The sequence below is a fragment of the Cyclobacterium sp. SYSU L10401 genome, assembly GCF_010993705.1.
Classification (GTDB): Bacteria; Bacteroidota; Bacteroidia; order Cytophagales; family Cyclobacteriaceae; genus Cyclobacterium.
This window is the reverse complement of record NZ_WOFO01000002.1, coordinates 446648-471950: the sequence shown is the minus strand read 5'-3', so window position 1 is coordinate 471950 and position 25303 is coordinate 446648. Positions and strand designations below refer to the sequence as shown.

At 43.4% G+C, this 25303-nt stretch carries 21 protein-coding genes and 1 pseudogene; 20 read left to right on the top strand and 2 right to left on the bottom strand.

What is annotated here, in order from left to right; genetic code table 11:
• Positions 1 to 2: 2 nt before the first annotated feature.
• The 3 genes from GL182_RS06920 (at position 3) to GL182_RS06910 (ending at position 3266) form a co-directional block, all read left to right on the top strand.
• Entirely contained in the window at positions 3 to 1604 is a 1602-nt protein-coding gene (locus GL182_RS06920; protein WP_163378910.1) for a BCCT family transporter, read from the top strand.
• Positions 1601 to 2461: a universal stress protein gene (locus tag GL182_RS06915; RefSeq protein WP_163378909.1), complete on the top strand. Its 861-nt coding sequence runs from the start codon at positions 1601 to 1603 to the stop codon at positions 2459 to 2461. Before GL182_RS06920 ends, GL182_RS06915 begins: the two co-directional genes overlap by 4 nt.
• 67 nt (positions 2462 to 2528) lie before the next feature.
• Entirely contained in the window at positions 2529 to 3266 is a 738-nt protein-coding gene (locus tag GL182_RS06910; protein ID WP_163378908.1) for an NYN domain-containing protein, read from the top strand.
• A gap of 2 nt (positions 3267 to 3268) precedes the next feature.
• Here the strand turns inward: GL182_RS06910 and GL182_RS24385 are convergent.
• Positions 3269 to 4666, bottom strand: a pseudogene (locus GL182_RS24385) (sensor histidine kinase).
• A 227-nt stretch (positions 4667 to 4893) separates the two neighbouring features.
• Between GL182_RS24385 and GL182_RS06895 the strand changes: the two are divergent.
• From GL182_RS06895 to argJ, 11 genes are all read left to right on the top strand, one after another.
• Entirely contained in the window at positions 4894 to 6171 is a 1278-nt protein-coding gene (locus tag GL182_RS06895; protein ID WP_163378906.1) for a DUF445 domain-containing protein, read from the top strand.
• A 144-nt stretch (positions 6172 to 6315) separates the two neighbouring features.
• The gene (locus GL182_RS06890) at positions 6316 to 7293 is read left to right on the top strand and encodes an endonuclease/exonuclease/phosphatase family protein (RefSeq protein WP_163378905.1); all 978 of its coding nucleotides are present in this window, start codon (positions 6316 to 6318) and stop codon (positions 7291 to 7293) included.
• A gap of 111 nt (positions 7294 to 7404) precedes the next feature.
• Positions 7405 to 8763 carry a Ca2+-dependent phosphoinositide-specific phospholipase C gene (locus tag GL182_RS06885; RefSeq protein ID WP_163378904.1) on the top strand — a complete coding sequence of 453 codons (1359 nt, stop codon included), beginning with the start codon at positions 7405 to 7407 and terminating at the stop codon, positions 8761 to 8763.
• 37 nt (positions 8764 to 8800) lie between these two features.
• Positions 8801 to 10801 (top strand): alpha-amylase family glycosyl hydrolase, encoded by a 2001-nt coding sequence (locus GL182_RS06880; RefSeq protein WP_163378903.1) that lies wholly within the window; start codon positions 8801 to 8803, stop codon positions 10799 to 10801.
• 110 nt (positions 10802 to 10911) lie between these two features.
• Entirely contained in the window at positions 10912 to 12258 is a 1347-nt protein-coding gene (trkA, locus tag GL182_RS06875) for a Trk system potassium transporter TrkA (protein ID WP_163378902.1), read from the top strand.
• A 2-nt stretch (positions 12259 to 12260) separates the two neighbouring features.
• Positions 12261 to 13712 (top strand): TrkH family potassium uptake protein, encoded by a 1452-nt coding sequence (locus GL182_RS06870; protein ID WP_163378901.1) that lies wholly within the window; start codon positions 12261 to 12263, stop codon positions 13710 to 13712.
• A 15-nt stretch (positions 13713 to 13727) separates the two neighbouring features.
• Positions 13728 to 14492, top strand: coding sequence for a PhzF family phenazine biosynthesis protein (locus GL182_RS06865; RefSeq protein ID WP_163378900.1), 765 nt, complete (start codon positions 13728 to 13730; stop codon positions 14490 to 14492).
• 183 nt (positions 14493 to 14675) lie between these two features.
• Complete coding sequence (gene argB, locus GL182_RS06860; RefSeq protein ID WP_163378899.1) at positions 14676 to 15500, top strand: acetylglutamate kinase; 825 nt, start codon at positions 14676 to 14678, stop codon at positions 15498 to 15500.
• A gap of 2 nt (positions 15501 to 15502) precedes the next feature.
• Positions 15503 to 16705, top strand: a complete 1203-nt coding sequence (locus tag GL182_RS06855) for an aspartate aminotransferase family protein (RefSeq protein WP_163378898.1) — start codon at positions 15503 to 15505, stop codon at positions 16703 to 16705.
• Complete coding sequence (gene argC / locus GL182_RS06850) at positions 16695 to 17738, top strand: N-acetyl-gamma-glutamyl-phosphate reductase (protein WP_163378897.1); 1044 nt, start codon at positions 16695 to 16697, stop codon at positions 17736 to 17738. The genes GL182_RS06855 and argC overlap by 11 nt, the downstream gene beginning before the upstream one ends.
• Before the next feature lie 13 nt (positions 17739 to 17751).
• Entirely contained in the window at positions 17752 to 18963 is a 1212-nt protein-coding gene (argJ, locus tag GL182_RS06845; RefSeq protein ID WP_163378896.1) for a bifunctional glutamate N-acetyltransferase/amino-acid acetyltransferase ArgJ, read from the top strand.
• 286 nt (positions 18964 to 19249) lie between these two features.
• Here argJ and GL182_RS06840 read toward each other — a convergent pair whose 3' ends face one another.
• A complete protein-coding gene (locus tag GL182_RS06840) occupies positions 19250 to 19789 on the bottom strand; it encodes an outer membrane beta-barrel protein (RefSeq protein ID WP_163378895.1) in 540 nt (179 codons plus the stop codon).
• 191 nt (positions 19790 to 19980) lie between these two features.
• Here GL182_RS06840 and GL182_RS06835 point away from each other — a divergent pair, with 191 nt between their 5' ends.
• From GL182_RS06835 to GL182_RS06810, 6 genes are all read left to right on the top strand, one after another.
• On the top strand, positions 19981 to 21726 hold the full coding sequence (locus tag GL182_RS06835; protein WP_240469714.1) for a c-type cytochrome: 1746 nt from the start codon (positions 19981 to 19983) through the stop codon (positions 21724 to 21726).
• Between the two features lie 12 nt (positions 21727 to 21738).
• Complete coding sequence (locus tag GL182_RS06830; protein ID WP_163378894.1) at positions 21739 to 21891, top strand: hypothetical protein; 153 nt, start codon at positions 21739 to 21741, stop codon at positions 21889 to 21891.
• Positions 21892 to 22127: 236 nt separating this feature from the next.
• Complete coding sequence (locus tag GL182_RS06825; RefSeq protein ID WP_163378893.1) at positions 22128 to 22286, top strand: hypothetical protein; 159 nt, start codon at positions 22128 to 22130, stop codon at positions 22284 to 22286.
• Positions 22287 to 22865: 579 nt separating this feature from the next.
• Complete coding sequence (locus tag GL182_RS06820; RefSeq protein WP_163378892.1) at positions 22866 to 23444, top strand: YceI family protein; 579 nt, start codon at positions 22866 to 22868, stop codon at positions 23442 to 23444.
• A gap of 13 nt (positions 23445 to 23457) precedes the next feature.
• The gene (locus GL182_RS06815; protein WP_163378891.1) at positions 23458 to 24744 is read left to right on the top strand and encodes a hypothetical protein; all 1287 of its coding nucleotides are present in this window, start codon (positions 23458 to 23460) and stop codon (positions 24742 to 24744) included.
• Between the two features lie 21 nt (positions 24745 to 24765).
• Positions 24766 to 25302, top strand: coding sequence for a hypothetical protein (locus GL182_RS06810; RefSeq protein ID WP_163378890.1), 537 nt, complete (start codon positions 24766 to 24768; stop codon positions 25300 to 25302).
• Position 25303: the final 1 nt, after the last annotated feature.

Below are 25303 nucleotides of genomic sequence, written 5' to 3'. Positions count from 1 at the left end.
TTATGAAAAATAAATACTTCGACATTCATGCGCCGGTATTTTGGCCTTCGGTAGCTTTGATCATCTTGTTTATAACGGTCACGCTTTGGGTGGGAGAACCCATGGAATTGATCTTTGCCTCCAGTAAGACCTTTATTACAGATAAGACAGGCTGGATTTTTATTATCGCAGTAAATGCCTTTATAGTCTTCTGTTTTTACCTCGGATTTAGCAAGTTTGGATCCATTCGTCTGGGAGGCAAGGAAGCCCAACCGGAATTTTCTACAGGAGCCTGGTTTGCCATGCTTTTCAGTGCCGGTATGGGTATCGGGCTTTTATTTTGGGGGGTAGCCGAGCCGGTTTACCATTATGCCATACCGCCATATGGGGAGGCTTATTCATTGGAAGCCGCCAAAAGGGCAATGAATCTCACCTTCTTGCATTGGGGCTTCCATGCATGGGCCATTTACGCCGTGGTGGGCCTATCGTTGGCCTTCTTTGCCTATAACCGAAAGTTACCTCTCACCATTCGTTCTGTGTTTTACCCCTTGTTGGGAGAAAGGATGAACGGATGGATGGGCAACGTTATTGATGTTCTGGCCGTACTGGCCACGCTTTTTGGTCTGGCTACTTCTCTGGGACTGGGCGTACAACAGATCAGCGGTGGCTTATTTTACCTTTTCGATATTCCCAATACCATTACTACGCAGGTGTTGCTGATCGCAGGAATTACCTTGGTGGCTACTATTTCGGTGGTTTCGGGTATCGACAAAGGAGTGAAATTTCTTAGTCAGTGGAACGTCCGAATAGCAGCGATTTTACTGATTTTTGTTTTGATTATGGGACCTACATTGTTTGTCTTTCGTTCGTTTGTCCAGAATATGGGCAACTATTTGGGAAGCATATTGGAAGTATCTACCTGGACGGAAGCCTATCGGGATAATGGCTGGCAAGGGGATTGGACCGTGTTTTATTGGGCCTGGTGGATTTCCTGGTCTCCTTTTGTTGGCATGTTTATTGCTAGGGTTTCCCGAGGCCGGACGATTCGGGAATTTATTTTTGGGGTATTGCTAGTTCCTTCTTTATTGACCTTTTTATGGCTTACGGCGATGGGTGGAACGGCGATTTTTCTGGACATGCAGGAACAAGTGCTTTCGGGGACTCATATCTTAGCGGAAACCATTACGGGGGATGTTTCGATCGCCATGTTCGTTTTTCTTGAAAATTTCCCGTTTAGCGGAATCGGTTCTGTTATTGGCATTTTGCTGGTAACCAGTTTTTTCGTTACCTCTTCTGATTCTGGATCGTTAGTGATAGACAGCATTACTGCGGGAGGTAAACTGGATGCTCCGGTGGGACAACGAATTTTCTGGGCTACGACGGAGGGAACGGTGGCTGCGGTATTGCTTATTGGAGGCGGGCTGACAGCCCTTCAAACCGCCGCGATCACTACGGGTTTGCCGTTTTTGCTGATATTGGTTATCATGTGTTATTCTTTACAGAAGGGATTGAGTCAGGAATATGCCCGCCTCAGCCAATATGATAAAGATTTGGATCGTAAGTCTTACGAAAAAAGGTTGTCGGATGTGATTATGAAGAAACTGGAAAAAGAAAAGAAGTCATGAAAAAACTAAAGAAAATAGGGTTGTTTATTGACCTGTCCGATCTGGATGAACTGCTGTTGCAATACATCCAGCAACTGGATGAAAAATTTGATTTTGAGCAGCTGACCTTGATTCATTTTGTCGCTCTGGAAGAAATCTCCAAAGAAATAGGGGATATGTTGCCTTATTTGGATAAATCACTGGATGAAATCCTGGAAGAGGAGGCCCTGGAAAAAGTAGAAGCCGTTTTCAACGAAAGGAAAAGCAGCATCAACGTCAAAGTCTATTCCGGGGGACAACTGGATCAGCTGGTGGAATGGGTAGATGCCCAGAAATATGACCTGGTGTTATTGGGAAAAAAATCGGTACATGGAGGGACAGGTATATTTAGCAGTAAGGTGGTTCGACTAACTTCCTCCAATACCCTTTTTATTCCGGAAACTTCCAAGGCTTCCATTCAAAAAATTGTGTTGCCTCTTGATTTCTCAGATTATTCTGAAAGCCTGGCTGAAATGGTAAAAACCTTGTCTCAGCATACGGGAGCAATCGTATTGCCAATGCATGTTTTAAAAGTGGGCATGCAGTATTTTCCTTATATTCGTAAACCCTCTGAATTTCAGGAGGCGCTCGAAAAGAAAGCCATTTCAAATTATGCGAAACTTAAGAAGAAAACCGGGTTAGCCGAAGATTTGGAAATAATCAAAGGCCAGGATGTACCGGTGAGCAGAAGTATTTATGACTATGCTATACGGAAAGGAGCAGACCTGATCGTGTTGGGAAATAAAGGAAAAACAGATGACGATACCCTGTTGATTGGATCTGTGGCCGAACGTTTAATTGCCTCGGATAAGCATTTGCCGATTTTGATTGTTAAATAAAAGTACGGTTTGCAGAATAGTTTTATAGTTTTGTGTAGCAATTGAATTTTCACTTTCAAATGGACGTATGCAAGCCGATATAAAAATAGCTGTGCTGATAGACGCAGACAATGTTCCTTCCAATCAGGTAAAAGAGATGATGGAGGAAGTGGCCAAATATGGTAATCCCACCATCAAACGAATTTATGGGGACTGGACCAAGCCACAGTTGGGGAAGTGGAAGACTGTATTACTTGAAAATGCCATCAATCCCATCCAGCAATATGGCTATACTTCCGGCAAAAATGCCACCGATTCCGCCATGATCATAGATGCCATGGATATTTTGTATGCGTCAAGGGTTGACGGTTTCTGTCTCGTTTCAAGTGACAGCGATTTTACCAAGTTGGCCACCAGACTCAGAGAGGCCGGATTAATGGTGATCGGGATGGGGGAGAAGAAAACGCCTGATCCTTTTATTGTAGCCTGTGATAAATTCATTTACCTTGAAATTTTACAAAAAGATGGGGATGGTCCTGAGGACAATAAGGAAAGAACCAAGTCCAGGCCCCAGGTCGACAAAATCAATCCAAAGCTTATCCGACTGATCGCATCTACCATTTCCGATTTGGCCGATGATGACGGTTGGGCATTTATGGGAGATGTAGGCAATCTCTTGCAGAAAAAACAACCCAATTTTGATTCAAGGAATTACGGTTTTCAAAAATTGACACCACTGATAAGCTCCATCAACAAATTTGAGATAGAACAGCGGGAAAATCAAAAAGGAAAATACAAATTAATCTATGTACGAAACAAAGGCTGAGCTTATTCTTCCGGGGCCAATTTGGGTAAGGTAAACAAAAAGGTGGAACCCTCATCAGGTGTTGATTTTACCCAGATTTTACCCCCCAGGTTGGTGATGATTTTTTTCACAATCGCCAGTCCCATCCCGGTTCCCTGGTAGGTTTCCCGTTGATGCAGCCTTTGGAACAGTATGAAAATTTTTTAAAAATAGGCTTGGTCTATGCCAATACCATTGTCCTCTACCTGAAAAAGCCACTCATTTTCTTTTTCTTCAACTGAAATGTGAATTTTCGGAGGCAGGTTTGGTTTGGAATATTTCAAGGCATTGCCAATGAGATTTTGAAGCAATAGAAAATAAAAGCTGGAATGTCCTGTGATGGTGGGTAAGGGATCAGCTGTGACCACTGCCTTTAATTGCCTGATTTCAGGCTGAAAGGTTAATTTTATTTCTTCCAGTATTTTATTAAAATCCACAGACTCAGGTTTGCTGTTTACTTTGTTGACCCGGGAATAAGCCAATAAATCCAAAATCAACTGGCGCATGCGCTGCGCCCCATCTACGGCATAATGGATGTAGGTTTTAGCTTTCGGATCAAGTAGGTGTGCATATTTTTTTTCCAGCAATTGGAGAAAACCTGTTACCATGCGTAAGGGTTCCTGCAGGTCGTGGGATGCCACATAGGTGAAATGCTCCAGTTCTGCATTTTTGGTTTCCACTTCCGCCAGTGTTTCTTTTAGCTTTTCTTTTTGCCCTTTTAAGGCTGTTTCCAATAGGTATTGTTCTTCCAGGCTTTCACCTAATCCCTTAAAGAGTTTTGGTATTAAAACAGAGAATACCGCACTTAAAAAAATAAGGTTGGAAGAAATGGCGATCCAGGATTGAACGTCAACGGTTGAAGTAAAATAAGACTGCTGAATTCCTTCCTGATAGATCAACCATCCAAAGAAAATGCAGGTAAGGATATTCAGATAAAAACTGATGAAGGCATATTTTACTGGTAAAACCAATATCATAAAAACAGAAATCGCCAGCAGGTATAACAAACCAGGGCCAAAATTTCCCAAATAATAAATCAGGATGATACCAACGCCATAGGTGATGCCTATGAAGATCCATTTTCTGAGCGTCAAGGGAATTCCAGGAACATGGGCAAGGATAAGAAAGGTCAATACCGCCAGGCAATCAAAAATAAATAGTCCTTTAAATTCCGAAATATAGGTGAGGTAAAGGCCTGGAATAAGGGCAATGGCACATAAGGGAATCACCAATGCTAGTGCGTACACAAAAAGATAATCTCTCCAATAGCTTAGCGATCCGGGTTTTTGATGGGGGAAAAGACAGGTATTAAAAATATGGAGGCGATATTTTTCCCATATTTGAACCTTTGGGACTTTATCTAAAGGTTGCTTTTTTTCCATTGAAATCGCTTACCGTCATTGAAGGTAAAAAATAAAGATTCGCAGCTCTTGCAATTATTTTTTCAAAATTACCCAATTAATATGGCTTCTCTATAAAAACCCAGCCATTTCTTAATCGGAAGTCCCTTCAATGGTTTCATTTTTGCTCTTTAAATCTTTTATTAATGGCTGGCTTGTGAAAATGCTGCATTATATTTCATTTTTGTACCTTATATAAAAACAATCCTGTGAAAAGTAAAGTCGGAATCTATTCCCTTTTGTTGGCCATAGCAGGTTTTATTTCTCTGGAAATAGCCCTTCACCTGAAATGGCTGGAAGGACCATTTTGGCGGATTTTGACCACCGGCTTTGAGGCAGGGACCATAGGTGGACTGGCAGACTGGTTTGCGGTAAGTGCCTTATTCTATGAAATCAGGATACCTTATGTTCGCCGGCATACCAATATCATCGTAAAAAACAGGGAAAAATTAACAGAGGGTATTGTCGAATTGGTAACCACCAAATGGCTTTCTCCTGAGGTTCTTCAGGAGAGGTTAGCCAATGTGCAGATTGCCAACTCCCTGTTGAAGTCATTGGAAACCAGGGAAAATGTGGTCAAGCTCCTGGATTTTATCCGGCTGATATTTCTTCGGTTTGCGGGAGAATTGGATCACCCCAAATTGCCGGTTATTTTGCAAAAGTTTCTCAAGGGGCAGGTTCATAGTATCGACCTGGCAAGTCCTTTGGGAAAGTGGCTTCGCGAAGCCATCTCTGGCAACAAGCACCATGAGCTGGTGAGCATGGCGTTAAACCAGTTTTCCCTGTCCATCCATGAACCTGAGACCAGGCTGCTTGTTTTGAAAAAGCTAAAAGGAGCTCTGGAGGCTTATGCCAAAAGGGATTGGGTAAAAAAATCTGCCGTTTGGCTGGGGCAAAGAACAGGTGGAATAGACCCGGACCTGCTTACTGACAGGATTCTTGATCTCGCACTGCTGATGGTAGAGGAGACCAAGGATGATCCCCATCATCCCCTACGCCGGAAACTGGACCAGTACCTGTTGGAATTTGCACAGAATCTGGAAAATGGGGACGAACAAACCCTGGCTTATATTGCACATTTAAAGCAGAATTGGGTATTGAATGACAGGACCAAAGGTATCCTCAGTGGTATTTTGCTGCAATTGAAAGGAAATGTAGCAGATCAGTTGAAAAGTACTGATACACCTTTGATGCAATTTATTCAGAAGCAACTTATCCGTTTTTTGGAAGAACTCAGGGAGGACAAAGGAAGCCGTTTCCAATTGGACCAGTGGATCAGGGCAAGTGTAAGTCAACTGGTCCATCAATACCATCATGAACTGGGAAACATGGTCAGGAGCAGTTTGGGAAAGTTGGAAGATAAAGAAATCATGCTTCAGATTAAAGAAAAGGTAGGCAATGACCTGCAGTATATCCGATTAAACGGGGCGGTTGTAGGAGGGATGGTAGGTTTATTGATTGCTACCGTCAGGTGGCTGCTGCTCTAACTTCCATATATTGAGCTTTTAATAGATACTATGTACAGTATATTTTGAAACAATTATGGGGGTCAGATTCTGATTTGTTTTTTGATAAAGCATGAAATGCTTATTTTTATCTGTAGATATTCTTTTTTTAATCCCACATTCGCCATGAGTCAAAAAACCAATAAAATTTTAGAAATGCCGCCTGCTGCGGTGCAAACTGAAATCAACGCATTAAATCAGGTGCTGGACCTTGAACTGCCTTTTAAGAAGCTGGATCATAACGTATTGATAGCTACCTGGAATATTCGTTCTTTTGGGGATTTAACGGAAAAATGGGAGGCTGGATCGGATGATTCCCCCAAAAGAGACTTGCACTCCTTACTGGCCATTGCCCAGATCATTTCTAGATTTGATATTGTAGCCGTTCAGGAAATCAAAGGAAATATCAAGGCTTTCCGTCATATGCTTAAAGTTTTGGGAAATAACTGGAGCTTCATTCTGACCGATGTCTCAGGTGGAAGTGAAGGTAATGGGGAGCGGCTTGGTTTTCTGTTTGATACCCGAAAAGTCAAACTTTCCGGTCTGGCCTGTGAATTGGTGGTTCCTAATGAAAAGACAAATAAAATTAAAGAAGGGGCCTTTTCAAGGCAGTTTGCCAGAACACCCTATGCCGTGGGGTTCAAGGTGGAAGACAAGACCTTTGTGTTAGTGAGCATGCATGTTTTGTATGGAAAAGTCCTTTCCGCCAGGGAGGATGAATTGAAGGCCATTGCGGAATGGATGAAGGATTGGGCCACCAATATGCAGTCATTTGACCAAAGCCTGGTTTTATTGGGAGATTTCAACATAGATCGGATGGGGGATCCCCGTTATGAGGCCTTTGTTTCCACAGGTCTTACCGTTCCGGAAGACCTGAGGCAAATTCGGAGGACCCTTCTTGACAATCAGACCAAATTTTATTCCCAGATCGCCTGGTTTGAAAACCATTACCATATCCCCCAACTTTCCATCAAATATGAAGCTGGTGGTGTTTTTGATTTTGGTCCCCATTTATTGAAGGATAGGGACTTATCCCCGTTTCAAATGTCATGGAGGATTTCGGATCATTTGCCATTATGGGCGGAGTTTTCAACCAAAAGCTGAATTTTTAATAAGTTTCGATATATTTACATGAGACATACCATTGAACAGATGCATTTGTGCCATTTTATTCTTGCTGTTTTTTTGTTTATCTGCTCCTGTGGGCAAAAACCAATGGAGGACCCAGGTCCCCTTAGGATCAACCATATCCAGGTGATTGGAAGCCACAATAGCTACAAAGAAGCTATCCCTTCTGTCATTATGGAACAGATCAGTTCGGAGAATCCCAGCTTGGCCGAAGGCTTGGATTACAGCCATCCAGGTATCTGGCAGCAACTGGACATGGGATTGCGGCTGCTGGAATTGGATGTGTACCATGATCCGGAAGGAGGTAGGTTCAGTAATCCACTTGGATTGTCCATGACCGGGGATGCAATAGATCCGGATTTTGATACCCCTGGATTCAAGGTTTTTCATGTACAGGACATTGATTACAGGAGCCACTATCCTTTATTGAAAGATTACCTGGAGGAATTGAAAAACTGGTCCACACTTCATCCGAATCATTTCCCCGTTTTTATTACGCTAAATGCCAAGGATCAGAATTACCCGGAAAGAGGTTTGACAGAGACCCTGCCTTTTGACGAACAGGCCTTTCTGTCCCTGGATCAGGTTATTTTAGAACATCTGGGAGAGGAAAACCTCATCAGGCCAAAGGATGTAATCGGAAACCAAACAGATCTGAGGACGGCAATAGCCACTACAGGCTGGCCTGAATTGGAAGCCGCAAAGGGAAAATTTGTCTGGATACTCGATGAAAAGGATAAAAAGCGAAATGCCTATTTATCCAATCCTGAAACAGAAGGAAGTGGTGTTTTTTTTGTTACCGTGCCGGAAGATCATCCCATGGCAGGAATATTTATTCTCAATGACCCATTGAATCAGGAAGCTCAAATCAAGGACCTGGTGGCTAAGGGATACATTGTTAGAACCAGAGCAGATGCGGATACCAGGGAAGCAAGGGAAAATGATACCCGAAGGAGAGAAAAAGCCTTTCAGACTGGAGCCCAACTGATCAGTACCGACTACTATCTTCCTGATCAAAGGTGGGAGGGTAATTATCAGGTTGCATTTCAAAATAACACCTATAGCAGGATCAATCCTTTCAATGCGGAAACTAAACTGGAAAACCCGGCCTTCCAAGAAGAGAGCAGGCAGGTGACTGCTTTGGACCCACAGACCTTTTCATTAGCTGAGGCTCAATTAGACCCCTTGGTGATAGACGTTCGTACACAGGCAGAAGTTGATGAAGGGATGATTTCCGGAGCAAGTCACATTGATTTTCTACAGGATGACTTTCCAGAAAGAATAGAAGAGCTTGATAAAAACAGGCCTGTTCTGGTATATTGCAAAGTGGGTGGCAGATCGGCCAAAGCAGCAGAGCAGCTGATAGATGCCGGTTTTAAAAAGGTATACCACCTGGAAGGGGGAATTGATATATGGAAATCCAGGGGGTTTCCGGTGAGTCAATGAGGTGACTTACCCGAGAAAAAATTTCTAAAGAAAGCACATGAAATTAAAAATAGTTGAAGAAGATCCCTGGCTGGAGGCGTATAAGGAAGAGATATACCAAAGATGGGTAAGGTTTCAATTGGCGAAAGAAGAATTGGTAAACGTAGCCGGAAGCCTTTCAGCCTTTGCCAGCGGGCATGAATATTTTGGGATGAATTTTGATGCCCACCGGCACGGTTGGGTATACAGGGAATGGGCCCCGGAGGCCGATGGCTTGTTTTTGATCGGAGAATTTAACGGTTGGGACCGGTCTAGCCATCCACTTGAAAAGGATCAGTGGGGAGTCTGGGAGATCTTTTTGCCCTTTGAGTCTTACAAGGAGCGAATTGTCCATGAGGGCTTGATAAAAGTTCATGTGCAGGGTGGTGGTACTTCCCGTGACCGCATACCGGCATACATTCGGCGGGTAGTTCAGGATGATGTCAACAAGGACTTTTCGGGTCAACTCTGGTTTCCTGATTTGCCCTTTGAATGGACAGATCATGATTTTTTTCCGGCTTACCAAAAGGAAGGACCCCTGATTTATGAATGCCATGTTGGCATGGGACAGGAGGAGGAAGCCGTAGGTACTTACCTGGAATTTGCAGATAAAATATTGCCCCGGATAAAAAGACTGGGCTATAATGCCATTCAGTTGATGGCAGTAATGGAGCATCCCTATTACGGCTCATTTGGTTACCACGTGTCTAATTTTTTCTGTCCGTCCAGCAGGTTCGGTACTCCGGAAGCGCTGAAATACCTGGTCAATAAAGCCCATAACCTGGGGTTGGCAGTGATCATGGATGTGGTCCATTCCCATGCGGTTCAAAATGTATCCGAGGGGCTGAATGAATTTGACGGCTCGGACCATCACTATTTCCATGCCGGGCCCAGGGGTTATCATGAAGTATGGGACTCCAAGCTTTTTGACTATGGAAAATGGGAGGTAAAGCGGTTTTTACTTTCCAATCTGAAGTATTGGTTGGAGGAGTTCCATTTTGATGGGTTTCGTTTTGATGGGGTTACTTCCATGCTTTATTTCCATCACGGATTGATCACCTTCGACCATTTTGAGAAGTATTTTCATAAGGATGTGGATTGGGATGCCATCATTTATTTACAATTGGCCAATGCCTTGATTCACGAAGTGAAATCCGGTGCCATTTCCATCGCAGAGGAAGTCAGTGGCATGCCGGGATTATGCAGGGATCCGGAGGAAGGAGGAGTTGGTTTTGATTACCGCATGGCCATGGGTATTCCGGATTTTTATATCAAAACATTGAAAGAAAAGCAGGATGAAGAATGGGACATATTGGAATTCTGGAAGGAATTAAGTGACCGGAGATACAGGGAAAAAACCATAGCCTATGCAGAATCCCATGATCAGGCATTGGTGGGTGATAAATCCATCGCTTTCTGGCTGATGGATAAGGAAATGTATTTTCACATGCAGGTAGAGGATGAAAACATCATCATAGATAGGGGCATTGCCTTGCATAAGCTTTTTCGGTTGTTTACCAGTAGCCTTGGAGGGGAAGGATACCTCAACTTTATGGGAAATGAATTTGGTCATCCGGAGTGGATCGATTTCCCCAGGGAGGGCAATAACTGGAGTTACCAATACGCCCGCAGGCAGTGGAGTCTGGCCGAAGATCCTAAACTCAAGTACCGTTTTTTGGAAAATTGGGACAAAGCCATGGTCCATATGCTGAAAAAACATCAAATCCTGCCCAGCTCTTTCGCAGAACAACTCCACGCGGATCCCAAAAATAAAATTTTGATGTACCAAAGGGGAGGATTGATTTTCGCTATTTCTTTTAACCCCCAGGATTCCATACCCGATTATAAATTCAGGGCACCTTTGATGGGAAAATACCGGCTGATTTTGAATTCAGATGATGGGGAATTTGGCGGCTTTGGAAGAATTGATGGAGAGATGACCTATTTTACCGACCAAAACCAAATGCTTAGCATTTACATGACCAACCGGACCGCATTGGTTTTTGATAGGATTGATTGATTTCCAATTATTATTTGGCTGAAACACAAAAGATTGGAAAAATAGGAAATAAGTATTGGTCTTGTATCTTTTTTACCTAATATTGCGGTCAGATTGTAGAAAGGTAGCCTATGGCAATGAATATCGTGATCGCAGGAGCAGGGGATATGGGATATCACCTGGCAGAACAGCTTTGTTACGAAAACAAAAACATCATTCTGATCGATTTGGACAAAGATGTATTGGACAATATTGGTTCCCGATTAGATGTAATGACCATAGAGGGAGACTCGGCGTCAATAGAAATATTGAAAAAGGCCAATATTCACCATGCGGAGCTGATGCTGGCGGTTACTACCTCTGAGAAAACCAATATTTGTGCGGCGGTACTTGCCAAGCAATTGGGAGCCAAAAAAGTCATTGCCAGGGTCCGAAACCATGATTACCTGTATCCGGAAAACAAGGTTTATTTTGAAAACCTGGGCATTGATTCCATCATTTCTCCCTCCATGTTATGCAGTAAGGAGATTTCACGTCTGATAAAACGCTCTACTTTTTCCGATGTGATAGAATTTGAAGGGGGTAAGCTTAGTGTTGTGGGCATTACCCTGGAATACGATTCTCCCCTGGTGAATAAAAGGTTATCGGATGCTGCTACCGATCCTATTTTTCAAGATATTCGTATCATTGCCATCGTGCGTGACCACCGGACCCTCATACCAAGGGGGGATACCTACATCCGGAATAACGACCACGTCTTTTTTATTTCCAATAACAAGTCGGTAGATACGGTAAAGGATTTGGTACAGCACAAAGAGAAAGAAATTCATGATGTCATGCTGATAGGGGGAGACGACCTGGCTTATTCTACAGCAAAAGAGTTAGAACAAGATTATGGCATTACCCTTATTCATAATGACAAGGAACGCTGTAAGTGGCTGGCCGAAAGGCTGGATTCTACCTTGGTAATTCACGGAGATTACAAAAACATCAACTTACTGATTGAGGAGGGATTGGAAACCATGGATGGATTCCTGGCTTTAACCAATAGCTCCGAAACCAATATCATTACCAGCCTGAGTGCCAAAAACCATGGTGTTTATAAAACCATCGCCCATGTGGATACACGGGAATACATCCATATTTCGCATAGCATAGGGGTGGATTCCCTGATCAATAAAAAACTGGTGGCAGCCAATCACGTAAGTCGCTACCTGACTAAAGGAAAAGTGGAGGCCGTGTCTGGAATTCATGGCGTGGAAGCGGAATTTGTACAATATTTGGTTACGAAAAATAGCCGCCTGACCAGGAAAAATCTTAAATCCCTTCATTTCCCGAATTCAGCTATAGTGGCAGGAGTGATCCGTGGAGAAGAAGTGTTTATTCCTGATGGAGAATTCCAGTTGAGGCTGAATGACAAAGCCATCGTTTTGGCCCTTCCTGAAGCCAAGCCCGTTTTGGAAAAATTATTCAATTGACCATGATCCATTACAAGGCCATTTTAAAAGTAATGGGAGGACTGATGATGCTTCTTGGGGTCTTGATGTTCCCCAGTATCGCTTTTTCCTACTATTACCGTAGTGGTGATCAGATCACGCTGATAGGTTCAGCTTTGATTTGCCTCGCTGTTGGTGGCACCTTCTTTTTTTCCTTTGCCAAGCAGGATCAGAATATACGAAAGCGGGAAGGGTACATGATCGTAGCCATGAGCTGGATAATCATGTCCGTATTTGGTATGATGCCTTATATTTTCAGCGGAAGTATCCCTGTAGTATCCGATGCTATTTTTGAAACTGTTTCCGGGTTTACTACTACCGGTGCTTCGATTCTTACAGATATAGAGCGATTGCCTGCTGGAATTTTGCTTTGGAGAAGCATGACCCAATGGATCGGTGGCTTGGGAATTATCGTATTGACGGTAGCCATTTTCCCGCTTTTAGGTATTGGGGGGATAGAACTTTTTGTGGCAGAATCTCCAGGACCTACCTCGGATAAAGTACATCCCCGCATCCGGGAAACGGCCAAGCGCCTCTGGTTTATCTATGCTGGATTGACCGTAGTACTGGTATTGTTGTATTATGTGGAGGGCATGTCTTTTTTTGATGCCATGAACCATGCATTGACAACCATGTCAACGGGAGGATTTTCTACCAAAAATGCAAGTATGGCATATTTTGATAGTCCCTTGATCCAGTATACGGCCATCCTGTTTATGTTCCTGGCAGGCACCAACTTTACCCTTCTGTATTTTGCCTTCAAAGGCAGATTCAAAAGAATTTGGGGGAGTGATGAATTCAGGGCTTATTTGATTTCTCTGATCCTATTGGTAGTAGGGATCGCAGGGGCCATATACTACCTCCTGCCCGGAAATGTGGAAGAAATTTTTCGGGAAGCCATGTTTCAGGTGGTTTCCCTGATTACTACCACAGGTTATGTGACCGCTGACTACACGGCTTACAGCAACGGATTGACCATCATATTCTTCATGATGCTATTTATGGGAGCCTGCGCAGGTTCTACCAGTGGGGGGATCAAGTTTATCAGGCATTTGTCCTTTGTAAAAAACTCCACTCTTGAATTCAAGCGCATAGTACATCCCCGTGCGGTGGTGCCCTTAAAAATCAATGGAGAGCGGGTTACCGGCAAAGTTATCACACATATCATGAATTTTTTACTCCTCTACCTGATGATATTTGTCCTGGGATCCATAGTGATGTCCATAGCCGGCTACGACATGATTACTTCCTTTGGGGCAGTCGCTACTTCCCTGGGTAATGTGGGTCCGGCCATCGGTAGGGTAGGTCCCGTGGATAATTTTGCCTTTTTTTCCCCCTTTGCGAAATTATTTCTCAGTTTTTTGATGTTATTGGGTAGATTAGAATTGTTTACCATTTTGGTGCTATTTACGCCCTATTTCTGGCGAGCCAATTAAAAACCAATCGAGCTGATGAAACCTAGCATAATTGCTGTATTTACTGCCCCTGAACTGGGCTATAAAGGAAACCCTGCTGCCGTCGTTACTTCCCCATCGGCATTGAGTGAGCAGGAAATGCAGGAGCAAGCCTCAAAAATCGGTATGCCTGCTACTGCTTTCCTTTTTCAGGATACCGAAGGAAATCAGCAGGTCCGGTGGTTTGCCCCGGATGAGGAAATCGGTCTTTGTGGTCACGGGGCAGCGGCAGCGGGGGTGTATCTGGCAGGTGTAAATCAAATGGATGAAATCAGGCTTCACTACGAGGGAGGGACCATTCTGGTAAGAGTTTCAGGTGATCGGTTTTCTATGAAGTTACAGGCCATCCCAACACTTGAAAAAATAGCTCCGCCACAAGCTATACTGGATGGTCTCGGAGTGCCGGTTTTAGAAATGTACCAAACAGCCAACAAGTACCTGATCCTGGCGGATTCAGAGGCTTCGGTAGCCCAAATGCAACCAGATTTCGCCCGCCTGAGACAATCGGATATTTTTGGATATGCCGTTTCTGCTAAAGGAGAGAAAGTAGACTTTGTAAGCCGCACCCTGGTTCCCCATGTACAGCAGCTGGAAGACCATGCCACGGGTTCATCTCATGCCCTGCTTGTACCTTATTGGTCGGGTAGATTGAATAAGAATTCCCTGGTTTCCCACCAGCTAAGCCCCAGAGGAGGACGATTCTTTGCTGAGATGGCCGGGAATGAAGTTATCCTGACAGGGACGTATGAAGTAGAAAAATAGGTTTTGGCTGACAGTATGTCAGCAAATCAGACCAACTTTTGATTATTTGAATATTTGATGGAAATATTCTAATTAAATCAATTTTCCCTTGTTTTTCAATATAATTTTTTTTCCTTGGTATAATTATTGCTTTTTTATTTTGCAATGTTTTTTCAAATCGAATTTCAACCAAATTAAAATATAATGGAATACCGAAAAATTCTCATCAAATATGGTGGGAATGCAATGGTCAATGAGAAATTAAAAGCAGCCATTGCTCAAAAAATTAAATCCTTGCATGACCATGGAACCCAGGTGATTTTGGTTCATGGAGGAGGTCCTTTCATCAATAAATCTTTGGAAGAAGCGGGCATTGAATCCCAATTTTTTGATGGTCACCGCCATACCAGCCCAGAGGCTTTGGGATGCATAGAAAAAACCCTGAAAGGAGAAGTAAACAGCTCATTGGTTAATTTACTCAACAGGCAGGGCTTGCAGGCTGTAGGCCTTTCCGGAAAAGATGGTAAACTGGCGATTGCCGAGAAAAGATGGCACCAGGTACGCAATGAAGCCGGTGAAGAAAGTCAGGTAGACCTGGGGCAGGTAGGTGATGTGAAGGTGGTCAATCCTTTACTATTAAATATTTTGCTCGATAATGGCTTTACTCCAGTGGTTACCTGCATTGCCTCAGACGAGCATGGCAATGATTTCAATATCAATGGAGATGTATTTGCCGGTAAGATTGCTGCGGCTTTGGAAGTAGATGCGTATATTGTACTCACAGATGTGGATGGTCTCTATCTCGATTTTCCGGATCCAGCTTCTATTCTCAGGGAGGTAGACCTGGAAACTGTTCCCAAATATTATGGAAAAGCCATAAAGGGTGGAATGATACCTAAAATTGAATCCTGCGTGGCTGCCCTGAAAGCCGGAGTGAAGCAAGCTGTAATTTTAAATGGCACCCAACCAGATCAAATTTCAGAATATATCATCAATCAAAAAACAATAGGAACAACCATAACTCAATAAACATGCAGATTTCTAATGAATATTTATATGAGGAAGACAAAAAACATTACTTACCTACTTTTAAGCGCTTTCCTTTAGCACTTATTAAAGGTAAAGGAAGCCGGGTTTGGGATGCAGATGGGAAGGAGTATATAGACATGCTGGCAGGTATTGCCGTAAATAACCTGGGGCACTGTCATCCCAAGGTAGTGAGCGCCATTCAGGACCAGGCAGCCGAATTGATGCATATTTCCAATTTCTTCGTCAGTCCTCCTCAGGTGGCACTTAGTAAACTCCTGGTAGACCTGAGTAAGTTAGCCCATGTGTTTTTAACCAATAGTGGGGCAGAATCAGTGGAGGGAGCGATCAAGATTGCGAGAAAATACGCTTCAAAACAGAAAAAAGGAGGAGAGATCATTTCCATGAAAACCTCCTTTCATGGCCGAACCTTAGCCACCATTGCTACCGGACAGGCAAAATATCAAAAAGGTTTTGCGCCGATTCCCACAGGCTTTGTTCAGGTAGATTTCAATGACATTGAAGCCCTGGAAAAGGCCATCACTCCGGATACCGCAGCAGTTATCCTGGAACCTGTGCAAGGAGAAGGAGGAATTATACCGGCAGATAAAGCTTATCTCCAGAAAGTGAGAAAACTGTGCGATGAAAATGACATCTTATTGATTTTTGATGAAATCCAGTGTGGCATTGGCCGGACAGGTCACCTTTTTGCCAAGGATCATTTTGGGGTACAACCGGATATCATGACTTTGGCCAAAGGCCTGGGTGGAGGAATGCCGGTAGGTGCTTTCCTTTGTAACGAAAAAGTGGGAGCAGCGATAGACTATGGAGACCATGGAACCACTTTTGGAGGCAACCCCCTTGCTTCGGCTGCTGCCCTCGCTACCATCAAAACCATACTGGAAGAAAACCTTTGCCAGGCAGCAAAGGAGAAAGGTGACTGGTTAATGGGCATCGTCCGCTCCTGGTCAAAAGATCATCCCATGATCAAAGAAGTGAGAGGCATAGGGTTGATGATAGGCATTCAGCTGGACAGACCGGCAGCGCCTATTGTAAAAGCACTGATGGATGATGGGGTCATTGCCAATGCTACGGCAGAGTCTGTCTTGCGTCTGGTTCCCCCACTGAATATTCCAGAAGAAGATTTGGTGAAGGTGTTGGACAAGTTAAAAGCAATCATATTATCCATAGAGCAAGATGAAAAATAATACATACAAAGTCAGTATCATTGGTGCTTCCGGTTATACAGGTTCCGAACTGGCCCGGATACTGGTCAATCATCCGGAGGTAGAGATCATCAATATTACTTCTGAATCCCATCAAGGCAAAAAATTCTCTGATCTTCACGGACAATTTTCGGGAATTTTAGATCTGGTACTGGTCAGTGCCAACGAGGTGGATGTCGCAGGTTTAAATGTGATTTTTCTTGCCCTTCCTCATGGTGTTTCTATGGAGTTCGTAAAGAAGTGGCAAGATTCCGGAATAAAAATCATTGATTTATCAGGAGATTTCAGGCTTTCTACACCTGAAGTATATGAGGATTGGTACAAAAAAGACCATACCTTTCCGGAAGGATTTGAGCAGGCGGTATATGGCATGCCTGAATTGCATGAAGAAAGGATCAGGAAGGCATCGTTGGTGGCCAATCCAGGCTGTTACCCAACTGCCTCCATACTCGGCCTTGCACCTTTATTTCAAACAGGAAAGGTGGATCCCAAAGGAGCCATCATTGATGCCAAGTCAGGAATAACAGGGGCGGGAGTGAAAGCCAGTAATACGACCCATTTCTCAAATGTAAATGATAATTTTAAAGCTTATGGTATTGGCAATCACCGGCATACGGTGGAAATCCAGGAACAGCTTTCATTTTTACTGAAAAAATCGGTTTATTTACAGTTTACCCCGCACTTGTTACCAGTAGACCGGGGGATTTTGGCAACAGCCTACATGAGCATTGAAGGAGAGATGAGCCAGGAAAAGCTTGATAAAATGTATCAGGATTTTTACAGAAACAAGCCATTTGTGAGGCTGAGAAATCAGGCTCCTTCCATCAAGGAAGTTAGGGGTAGCAATTATGCTGATATTTATCCCTTTTGGGATGACCGGACCAAAAGAGCTATTGTAGTTACTGCGATTGATAACCTGGTGAAAGGGGCTGCCGGACAAGCCGTACACAATATGAATTTAATGTTGGGGATGGAGGAATCCACCGGTTTGAATCAGGTACCCATGCAACCATAAAAGCACAGATAAAATGATAAAAAATATTACCAGTGTAAAGGGGATTAAGTGTTGGGGAGCACACTCGGGAATTAAATCTATGAGAAGGGATTTGGCACTGATCTATTCTGAAGTTCCCGCAGCGGCGGCTGCTACCCTAACCCAAAACAAAGTGCAGGCAGAGCCCATTAAGGTGACCAAACGAAACCTGAAAAATAACAGGGCCCAGGTCATCGTCTGCAATGCAGGGAATGCCAATGCCTGTACAGGTGAACAGGGACGCAGAGGAGCAGAAGCCATGGCAAATACCCTGGCGGAGGCCCTGAATATATCACCCGAAGATGTGATTGTTGCCTCTACCGGACTGATTGGGGAGCCATTTCCAACGGAAGAAGTTGTAGAAGGCATCAAATCCACTGTTCCCAAATTATCTAATGATCCCAAAGCAGGCTCTTTTTTAGCCAACGCCATTTTGACGACCGATACCTTTGCCAAGGAAGGTTTTGTGGATTTTGACTGGGAAGGAAATACCATTGCCATTGGGGGAATAGCGAAGGGCTCGGGTATGATCCATCCAAATATGGCTACCATGCTGTGTTTTTTGGCTACAGATATTTCCATTGACGAAAAGCTGCTGCAAAAAACCCTGAAGTATTGCGTTGACCGCTCTTTCAATATGATTACGGTAGATGGAGATACTTCTACGAATGACATGGTAGCCATTCTGGCCAATGGAATGGCAGGAAATAAGAAAGTGACCAGTGAATCAGACCCATTGTTTGTGACTTTTAAGGAAAAGCTTCAGGAAATTCTAATTCACCTGGCAAAGCTAATTGTTTCTGATGGTGAGGGTGCGTCTAAATTTATTGAATACAAGGTTACCAAGGCCATTTCAGAAAATGTAGCGATGAAATTGGTAAGGGCCATTTCAGATTCAACTTTGGTGAAAACAGCCATGTTTGGCAGGGATCCCAATTGGGGAAGGATCATCGCTGCCTGTGGAAATGCAGGCATCAGCTTTAATTATAAAAAGGCTAATCTTTACCTGGGTGATGCAAATAATCAGGTTTTGGTATTGGAAAGGGGGACACCCACGTCCTTTGACAAAAACCACATGAAAAAACTGCTCAGGGAATCCCACATTAAAATTCGTCTGGAAATCAATACTGGCAAGCAGGAGGCCGTAGGTTGGGGATCTGACCTTACCACAGATTATGTGATGTTTAATTCTGTGTATACAACCTGAGATTTTAACTTTATCATGTCGTGAAATCGACACGATTAAAATCATCATTAAACATACAGGGCAATGATTATTTTAATCGTCAAAGATTCCATCTGACCATTAAAAATCCAATTATAAACAGATGAAATCGAGCATGTCGCTAGCGACACACGGAGAGATGACTGTCAACCATGCGAGATTCCATGTGACCATTAAAGAACAAATTATAGACACATGAAATACAGCGGCCGGTAGCCATATATATAGTTGCTACCGGCCGCTGTATTTTTATGACAAGCATTTTTTATCAGAGACCAAAGGGGATGATATAAGCCGCCCGTATCCCCAGGAAGGCCATCTGAAAGGGGGATGGTCCTGCATGCTGGTACCGCAAACTCAATTCGACATTGTTTAGCATATAGCCCAATTCTGCGGCAAAGGAAAACTCAATATTACTTTCTGAGTAGCTGTTGGGCTCATTTTTGTAGTGGTTGATAAACAGCGTACCGCCCACTTGGGGTTCGAAGAAAAAAGGTTCAAAATTCAACCGGTAGCCAGCCAAAACAGGGATAAGATGAAGTGACAGGTTTTCCCCGGTAGGTAAAATATAAGCCGGATCCAATGGGAAATACAGGTAGTTGCCAGTCAGGGAAACCTGCCCATTCAAACCCAGCCCATAAAGCCCTTTGATGGAGGCTCCAAATCCTGCCGGGAATTGGGTTTGGTAATATTCATTCAGGGTTATCCCTGCATCGAATCCAAGATTAATTTGGTTAACGCCTTCCTGGGCCATGCTTTTCCAGGAAAGCAACATGAAAAGGACAGCTATAAAGGTTTGTTTGATCATGTCTTAGGTATAGAATGGTAAATGATAATGATTCAAATTTAAAGATACAAAAAATTGGGTATTTGTTCCCTTGACCATGGATGATAAGGTATGTACTCCAAATGAAACCGTTTTTTTGTTAAATTGGTAAGGAGGAGAAATAATTTCAAAAAATATTTTTTATCTTAAGGGGGTTTAGTACCTGATACTCCATGCATCGAACCCGGGATACCTTAATGACCATATTGGCTGTAATTGGTTTGTTATTTTCTTGTAATCAAAAAGAAAAACAAGTCGGTTCTGAATGGGAGGTACCGGAAAGTGCGCTTATGCTTACCAACCCTTTGCCCCCTGCAGAAGCACATCTGACTGAAGGACAAGCACTTTTTCAACTGTATTGTAGCTCTTGTCATGGAGTCTCGGGAAGTGGAGATGGCCCGGCCGGTCAGGCGATGGGAAATCAACCTGCTGATTTGCGCGCTGATAATGTTCAATCTCAATCTGATGGTCAGCTGTTTTATAAGTTGACCTCAGGAAAAGGAGTCATGCCCTCCTTCAAGGAGGTTTTGTCTGAAATGCAGCGTTGGCAGTTGGTAGGGCATATCAGGAATCTTGAGCATCTGGCCAAAGTAAACGATTCCATCCATTCTCCTCAGGCTTTAGATCAGGAAATTGAGATTGACCACTGGGCAAAAGTGGCTCCGGGAGCCGTAAGGATTTGGCAAAGCCAGGGTGGTAAATACCTGTGGTACGCCACCTTGAAAGGGGAAGTTTATCGCATCGCTACGGAACTTCCTCAGGTGCCAGTAAAGGTTTTGGATCTGGAAGACCACGGAATACTTCGGTTACAGGGAGCAACCATGTGGAAAGGGCAGCTTTATTTAAGCGGAAACACCCGTGTGAATGACAATAAAGGGACCGAAGGAAGGATGGTGCGGGTGTATTGGGACGAGGAAGGTCAAAAGGTCGTAGAAGTAGTTTTTACTACGGAAGCATACGGAACCACCAATACCCCATTTGATCATGGTTGGTCGGCTTTACAGGTAAGCAGGGATGGAGGATCTATTTTTGTCGTGAGTGGAAGTCGTACCGATCATGGTGAAGTTCAGGATAACCTGGGGGCCTACCCCCATTCCAGGGATGAGGCCCTCACAGCCAAAATTTTCCGCATCCCCATTGATAGTAAGGACCTTTTTCTTCCAAACAACAGGGACGAACTGGTCCGTAGGGGCTTCCTTTTTGCAGAGGGTATACGAAATGCTTTCGACCTGGCACTGGATGGGGAGGGCCGTTTATTCGCTGTGGTAAATTCAGGAGACTACGATCAGAATGAAGATATGATTTGGGTAAGGGAAGGGCACCATTATGGCTATCCCTGGGTAATGGGAGGCATGCACACACCCCAGCAATTTGCGGATTGGGAACCTGATCCGGAAAAGGATCCCTTTTTAAACCCGGGTGCTGCTGCCTGGCCGGATGATTTTTACAATGATCCTGACTTCCCTGAAAGGCCTGCAGGTGTAATATTTAGTCCGGGCTTTGTGAATTATGGTCCGGATGCGGATAAATTCAGAGATACTCTTTCCGGAAAAATTCAGGATGCTTCTGATTTGGGGATAGGTATGACTACCTTCACTCCCCATTCTTCTCCCCTGGGTTTGGTCTTCGATACCAAAGGAGAGCTTCCGGGAAGATTTAAAAACAAAGCGCTGGTTTTGAGGTATACCAATGGGAAGCGTTCGGTCCTGATGCAGCCTTTCACAAATAACGGCGAAGACTTATTGCTGCTGGACCTGGAATACGATGATAATGAGAACAATTTTAGCCTTCACAGTTATCGGGTTGCTGAGGGTTTTTCCCAACCAGTAGATGCGGTTCTTTTGGGTGGTGCCCTGTATGTTTTGGAATATGGTGGCAGGGAAAAAGGGGGCAATATATGGAAACTTGCTTTTCATTAAATTGAAAATATTATGTTGTTACTGAAGTTATGGATTGCCTGTATAGGACTGTTTTTGACCGGCAGTCCGGTCCTTGCTCAGTCGAATGAGCCACCCAATGTGTTGTTCATTGCCGTAGATGACCTTAACGATTGGGTAGGGGCACTGAAGGGACAAGTATCCTGAGGAAGGAGACAGCGTAAGGAATGATTATAAAGTGGCCTCATGGGCAGAGAAAAAGTTGGGTAAATTGAAGCAAGATGGCGGTGGACAACCATTCTTTATGCCTGTAGGATTCTTTTTGCCCCATGTACCCTTATTTGCTACCAGAAAGTAGTTTGATTTATATCCGCTATGCCAATGGGGCTGAAGAAGTGTAGGACCATGAAAATGACCCGGAGGAACACCATAACCTGGCAGGGATGGAAGCGTATGCTGAAGTAAAGGCAGGAGATGCCAGGTGGGTCATAAAAAATGACAGTCCCCATGCACCCGGAAGCAAACACCGGAAATTAGAAAAGGTCAATGGAGAATGGTTTTGGGAAGAGAATCTGATCATTGAAGAGGAATTGATCAAGTAATTAGAAGAATATTTTTTTTGACTCTGAAATAATCTCACATACAGAATATAATATTGTTAATTGATACCGCTTTTCCAGGTATAAAATTAGATAATTCGTAATTTTTTGAGGTAAAAATTTAATTAAAATAAATTTTTATAAAAAGAACACCTTTCTTTTCTAAAATAATTTTTTTCTCTATCTTTGTATTATTAAATCAGAGGGATTTAAGACATGTAAAGCCTTTTAAAGGGTCTGGCGGTGAAGTTTTTCATGGAAGGTTCGAATCCTTCTTTTACAACTTGGTTATTTTGGGTTTATTGTTAATTGACTTAAGCTATGAAATTCTATTTCATAGCTTATTTTTTTGCGTTAGTAACTAAACAAATAATTAATTCTAACATGGCTTTTTCCTTTCCTGTGAAACGGGAGGATTAATTACTGATTCACTGGCGCGAACTAAAAGAAAAGATCATATTTTTTACTGATTTTGGTCATGTTTTTGTAAGTTGGCTCTCTATACCTTTGAGGTATCAAAATTGAAAAAAACAGTATTTTATAAACAAAATATTGTTTTTTATTGACCTAAACCACATTATTATGTATATAATCTCCAAAAAATTGGTATTGGCAGCTTTGATTTTTGTGGGGCTGTTCAGCCAACAAGCCTTTACCCAACAATCCTATAAAATTTCCGGTAAACCTGAAATGAAAGTGTCCGGCACTTCTACCCTTCATGACTGGGACATGGTGTCCTCAGATGTTCAGGGGAATGCTTCGATGAGAATTTCTGCCGGAAAGGTTACTAGCATCGGTTCGGCTAGATTTACCATGCCCGTAGCTTCTCTCAAAAGCGGTAAAAACCAAATGGACAACAATGCCTACAAGGCGCTGAATGAAGGAGATCACCCGAATATTACCTTTACCCTGCTAGAAGCCAATCAGGATGGCGGAAATGACTGGAAAGCTTCCGGGAGACTTCAGATTGCCGGAGAAACCCGTACCGTTCCTTTTCTTTTAAGCCTCTCTCCTGATGGATCCGAAGTCAAGGTAAGGGGCTCGGCAAAAATAAAACTGACTGATTTTGGTGTGGATCCACCTACCGCTGTTTTTGGAACGATCAAAACAGGCGATGACATGAGCATTACAATTGAAATGAATCTTAACCCAGTAAATTAAAACTTTTATTATCATGAAAAGCAAAATTATATTAGTAGCAGCAGCAATTTTGTGGTCCTTTACCAGCATGGCCCAGCAGCGAGACATGCAATTTTGGAGACCTTATGACCAACGAGGAATCAATGTATTTGAAACCGGGAAAGCTGATACAGTGGCTTTTGATGGGGTCAGGGTAAGAATAGGAGGGGCGTTTGCTCAGCAGTTCCAATCCCTGAGTCACGAAAACACGGCAAGTCCGGTAATGAATGAAAATGGTGTCAATACCAATCAATTGATGGATATTGGTTCTGGATTTAACCTGGCCACGGCCAATTTGAACATTGATGTGGCACTGGCAGATGGAATTCGGCTTAATCTTATTACCTACCTTTCTTCCAGACACCACCCTGAAACCTGGGTTAAAGGAGGTTACCTGCAGTTTGACAAACTCCAATTTCTAAACAGCTCCTTTTTCGATCAAGTCATGGAGAAGGTAACCATTAAGGTTGGTCATATGGAAATCAACTATGGAGATTCCCACTACAGGAGATCAGACAATGGAAATGCCGTTTACAATCCATTTGTAGGCAACTACATCATGGATGCTTTTGCTACCGAGATAGGTGCAGAGGTTATTTATCAAGACAATGGGTTTTTGGCGGTAGCCTCTATGACTGGTGGTGAGATCCAGGGAGGAGTCACCAATCCCAGCCGAAGAAAGCCTTCTTTTATAGGTAAATTGGGTTATGATAAAACCCTTGACGATGAAGTAAGGCTAAGATTAACCGGATCTGTTTATACCACTGCTGGTTCGGTAAACAATACCCTCTGGTCTGGTGACAGGGCAGGATCCAGGTATTACCTGGCCATGGAAAATACCCTGGCTTCCACTGCCGGTAATTTTACTTCAGGTAGGTTTAATCCGGGTATGAGGGATAACGTCACAGCACTGGTGCTAAATCCATTTGTGAAGTTCCAGGGTCTGGAATTATTTGGCACCTTGGAGCAGTCCAAAGGAAAGGCTGCCAATGAAACTGAGGACAGGACCTGGAACCAGGTAGGCGTAGATGCGGTATACCGGTTTGGAGCCATGGACAAATTTTACCTGGCAGGAAGGTACAATCAGGTGGGAGGTGAGATGGCCAATGGCCTGGAGCCCGGCATCAACAGGGTGCAAGTCGGTGGAGGCTGGTTTATTACCAAAAATATTTTAGCGAAATTGGAATATGTGAGCCAGAATTATCAGGACTTTGCCGTTGCCGATATCAGAAACGGTGGAAAATTCAACGGCCTGATGATTGAAGGTGTTATAGGTTTTTAATCTTTAATAAGTCACAAGATCATGCGTATCGCCAGTCTTTTGTTGTGTTGTATCCTTTGGATGGGAAGCCTTCAGAAAGAAGCTTTTGTCATCCAGCATAAAGAAATTACCGTAAAGGGAAAAACTTCTATAGGTGATTTTGAATGCAGTTACGGCAAAGAACAGACTGGCGATACCTTGTATTTGGGAGCCATTCCTACCGCTGGTTCCAGCCTTGATTTCAATATTCCTGTAAAGGAATTCGGCTGCGGAAATTTTATATTGAATGGGGATTTTCGCAGGACCTTGAAGGCCGACGAATACCCGCTTTGTGAAGTCAGGGTTCTCCGTCTTTTCAGGGGACAATCCAACCTTTACGGTGATTTGGCCATTAACCTGGCGGGTAAGGGTTTGAGGTTAGATAGAGTATTGTTTGACAGGAATCAGTCCGTTTTGGAAGGTAAAGTACAGCTGTCTTTTGAGGAGCTGGATCTGGAAGCACCAAGCCGGCTGGGAGGATTGGTAAGTGTGGAGGAAGCCATAGATCTAGAGATCAAATTGCACATGAGTCCCGGGTAGG

Bases quoted from the DNA above. Each gene is read 5' to 3' on its own strand.
- GL182_RS06920 (WP_163378910.1), top strand. From the start codon at position 3: ATGAAAAATAAATACTTCGACATTCATGCGCCGGTATTTTGGCCTTCG.
- GL182_RS06915 (WP_163378909.1), top strand. From the start codon at position 1,601: ATGAAAAAACTAAAGAAAATAGGGTTGTTTATTGACCTGTCCGATCTG.
- GL182_RS06910 (WP_163378908.1), top strand. From the start codon at position 2,529: ATGCAAGCCGATATAAAAATAGCTGTGCTGATAGACGCAGACAATGTT.
- GL182_RS06890 (WP_163378905.1), top strand. From the start codon at position 6,316: ATGAGTCAAAAAACCAATAAAATTTTAGAAATGCCGCCTGCTGCGGTG.
- GL182_RS06885 (WP_163378904.1), top strand. From the start codon at position 7,405: ATGGAGGACCCAGGTCCCCTTAGGATCAACCATATCCAGGTGATTGGA.
- GL182_RS06880 (WP_163378903.1), top strand. From the start codon at position 8,801: ATGAAATTAAAAATAGTTGAAGAAGATCCCTGGCTGGAGGCGTATAAG.
- trkA (WP_163378902.1), top strand. From the start codon at position 10,912: ATGGCAATGAATATCGTGATCGCAGGAGCAGGGGATATGGGATATCAC.
- GL182_RS06870 (WP_163378901.1), top strand. From the start codon at position 12,261: ATGATCCATTACAAGGCCATTTTAAAAGTAATGGGAGGACTGATGATG.
- GL182_RS06865 (WP_163378900.1), top strand. From the start codon at position 13,728: ATGAAACCTAGCATAATTGCTGTATTTACTGCCCCTGAACTGGGCTAT.
- argB (WP_163378899.1), top strand. From the start codon at position 14,676: ATGGAATACCGAAAAATTCTCATCAAATATGGTGGGAATGCAATGGTC.
- GL182_RS06855 (WP_163378898.1), top strand. From the start codon at position 15,503: ATGCAGATTTCTAATGAATATTTATATGAGGAAGACAAAAAACATTAC.
- argC (WP_163378897.1), top strand. From the start codon at position 16,695: ATGAAAAATAATACATACAAAGTCAGTATCATTGGTGCTTCCGGTTAT.
- argJ (WP_163378896.1), top strand. From the start codon at position 17,752: ATGATAAAAAATATTACCAGTGTAAAGGGGATTAAGTGTTGGGGAGCA.
- GL182_RS06840 (WP_163378895.1), bottom strand. From the start codon at position 19,789: ATGATCAAACAAACCTTTATAGCTGTCCTTTTCATGTTGCTTTCCTGG.
- GL182_RS06835 (WP_240469714.1), top strand. From the start codon at position 19,981: ATGCATCGAACCCGGGATACCTTAATGACCATATTGGCTGTAATTGGT.
- GL182_RS06830 (WP_163378894.1), top strand. From the start codon at position 21,739: ATGTTGTTACTGAAGTTATGGATTGCCTGTATAGGACTGTTTTTGACC.
- GL182_RS06825 (WP_163378893.1), top strand. From the start codon at position 22,128: ATGGAAGCGTATGCTGAAGTAAAGGCAGGAGATGCCAGGTGGGTCATA.
- GL182_RS06820 (WP_163378892.1), top strand. From the start codon at position 22,866: ATGTATATAATCTCCAAAAAATTGGTATTGGCAGCTTTGATTTTTGTG.
- GL182_RS06815 (WP_163378891.1), top strand. From the start codon at position 23,458: ATGAAAAGCAAAATTATATTAGTAGCAGCAGCAATTTTGTGGTCCTTT.
- GL182_RS06810 (WP_163378890.1), top strand. From the start codon at position 24,766: ATGCGTATCGCCAGTCTTTTGTTGTGTTGTATCCTTTGGATGGGAAGC.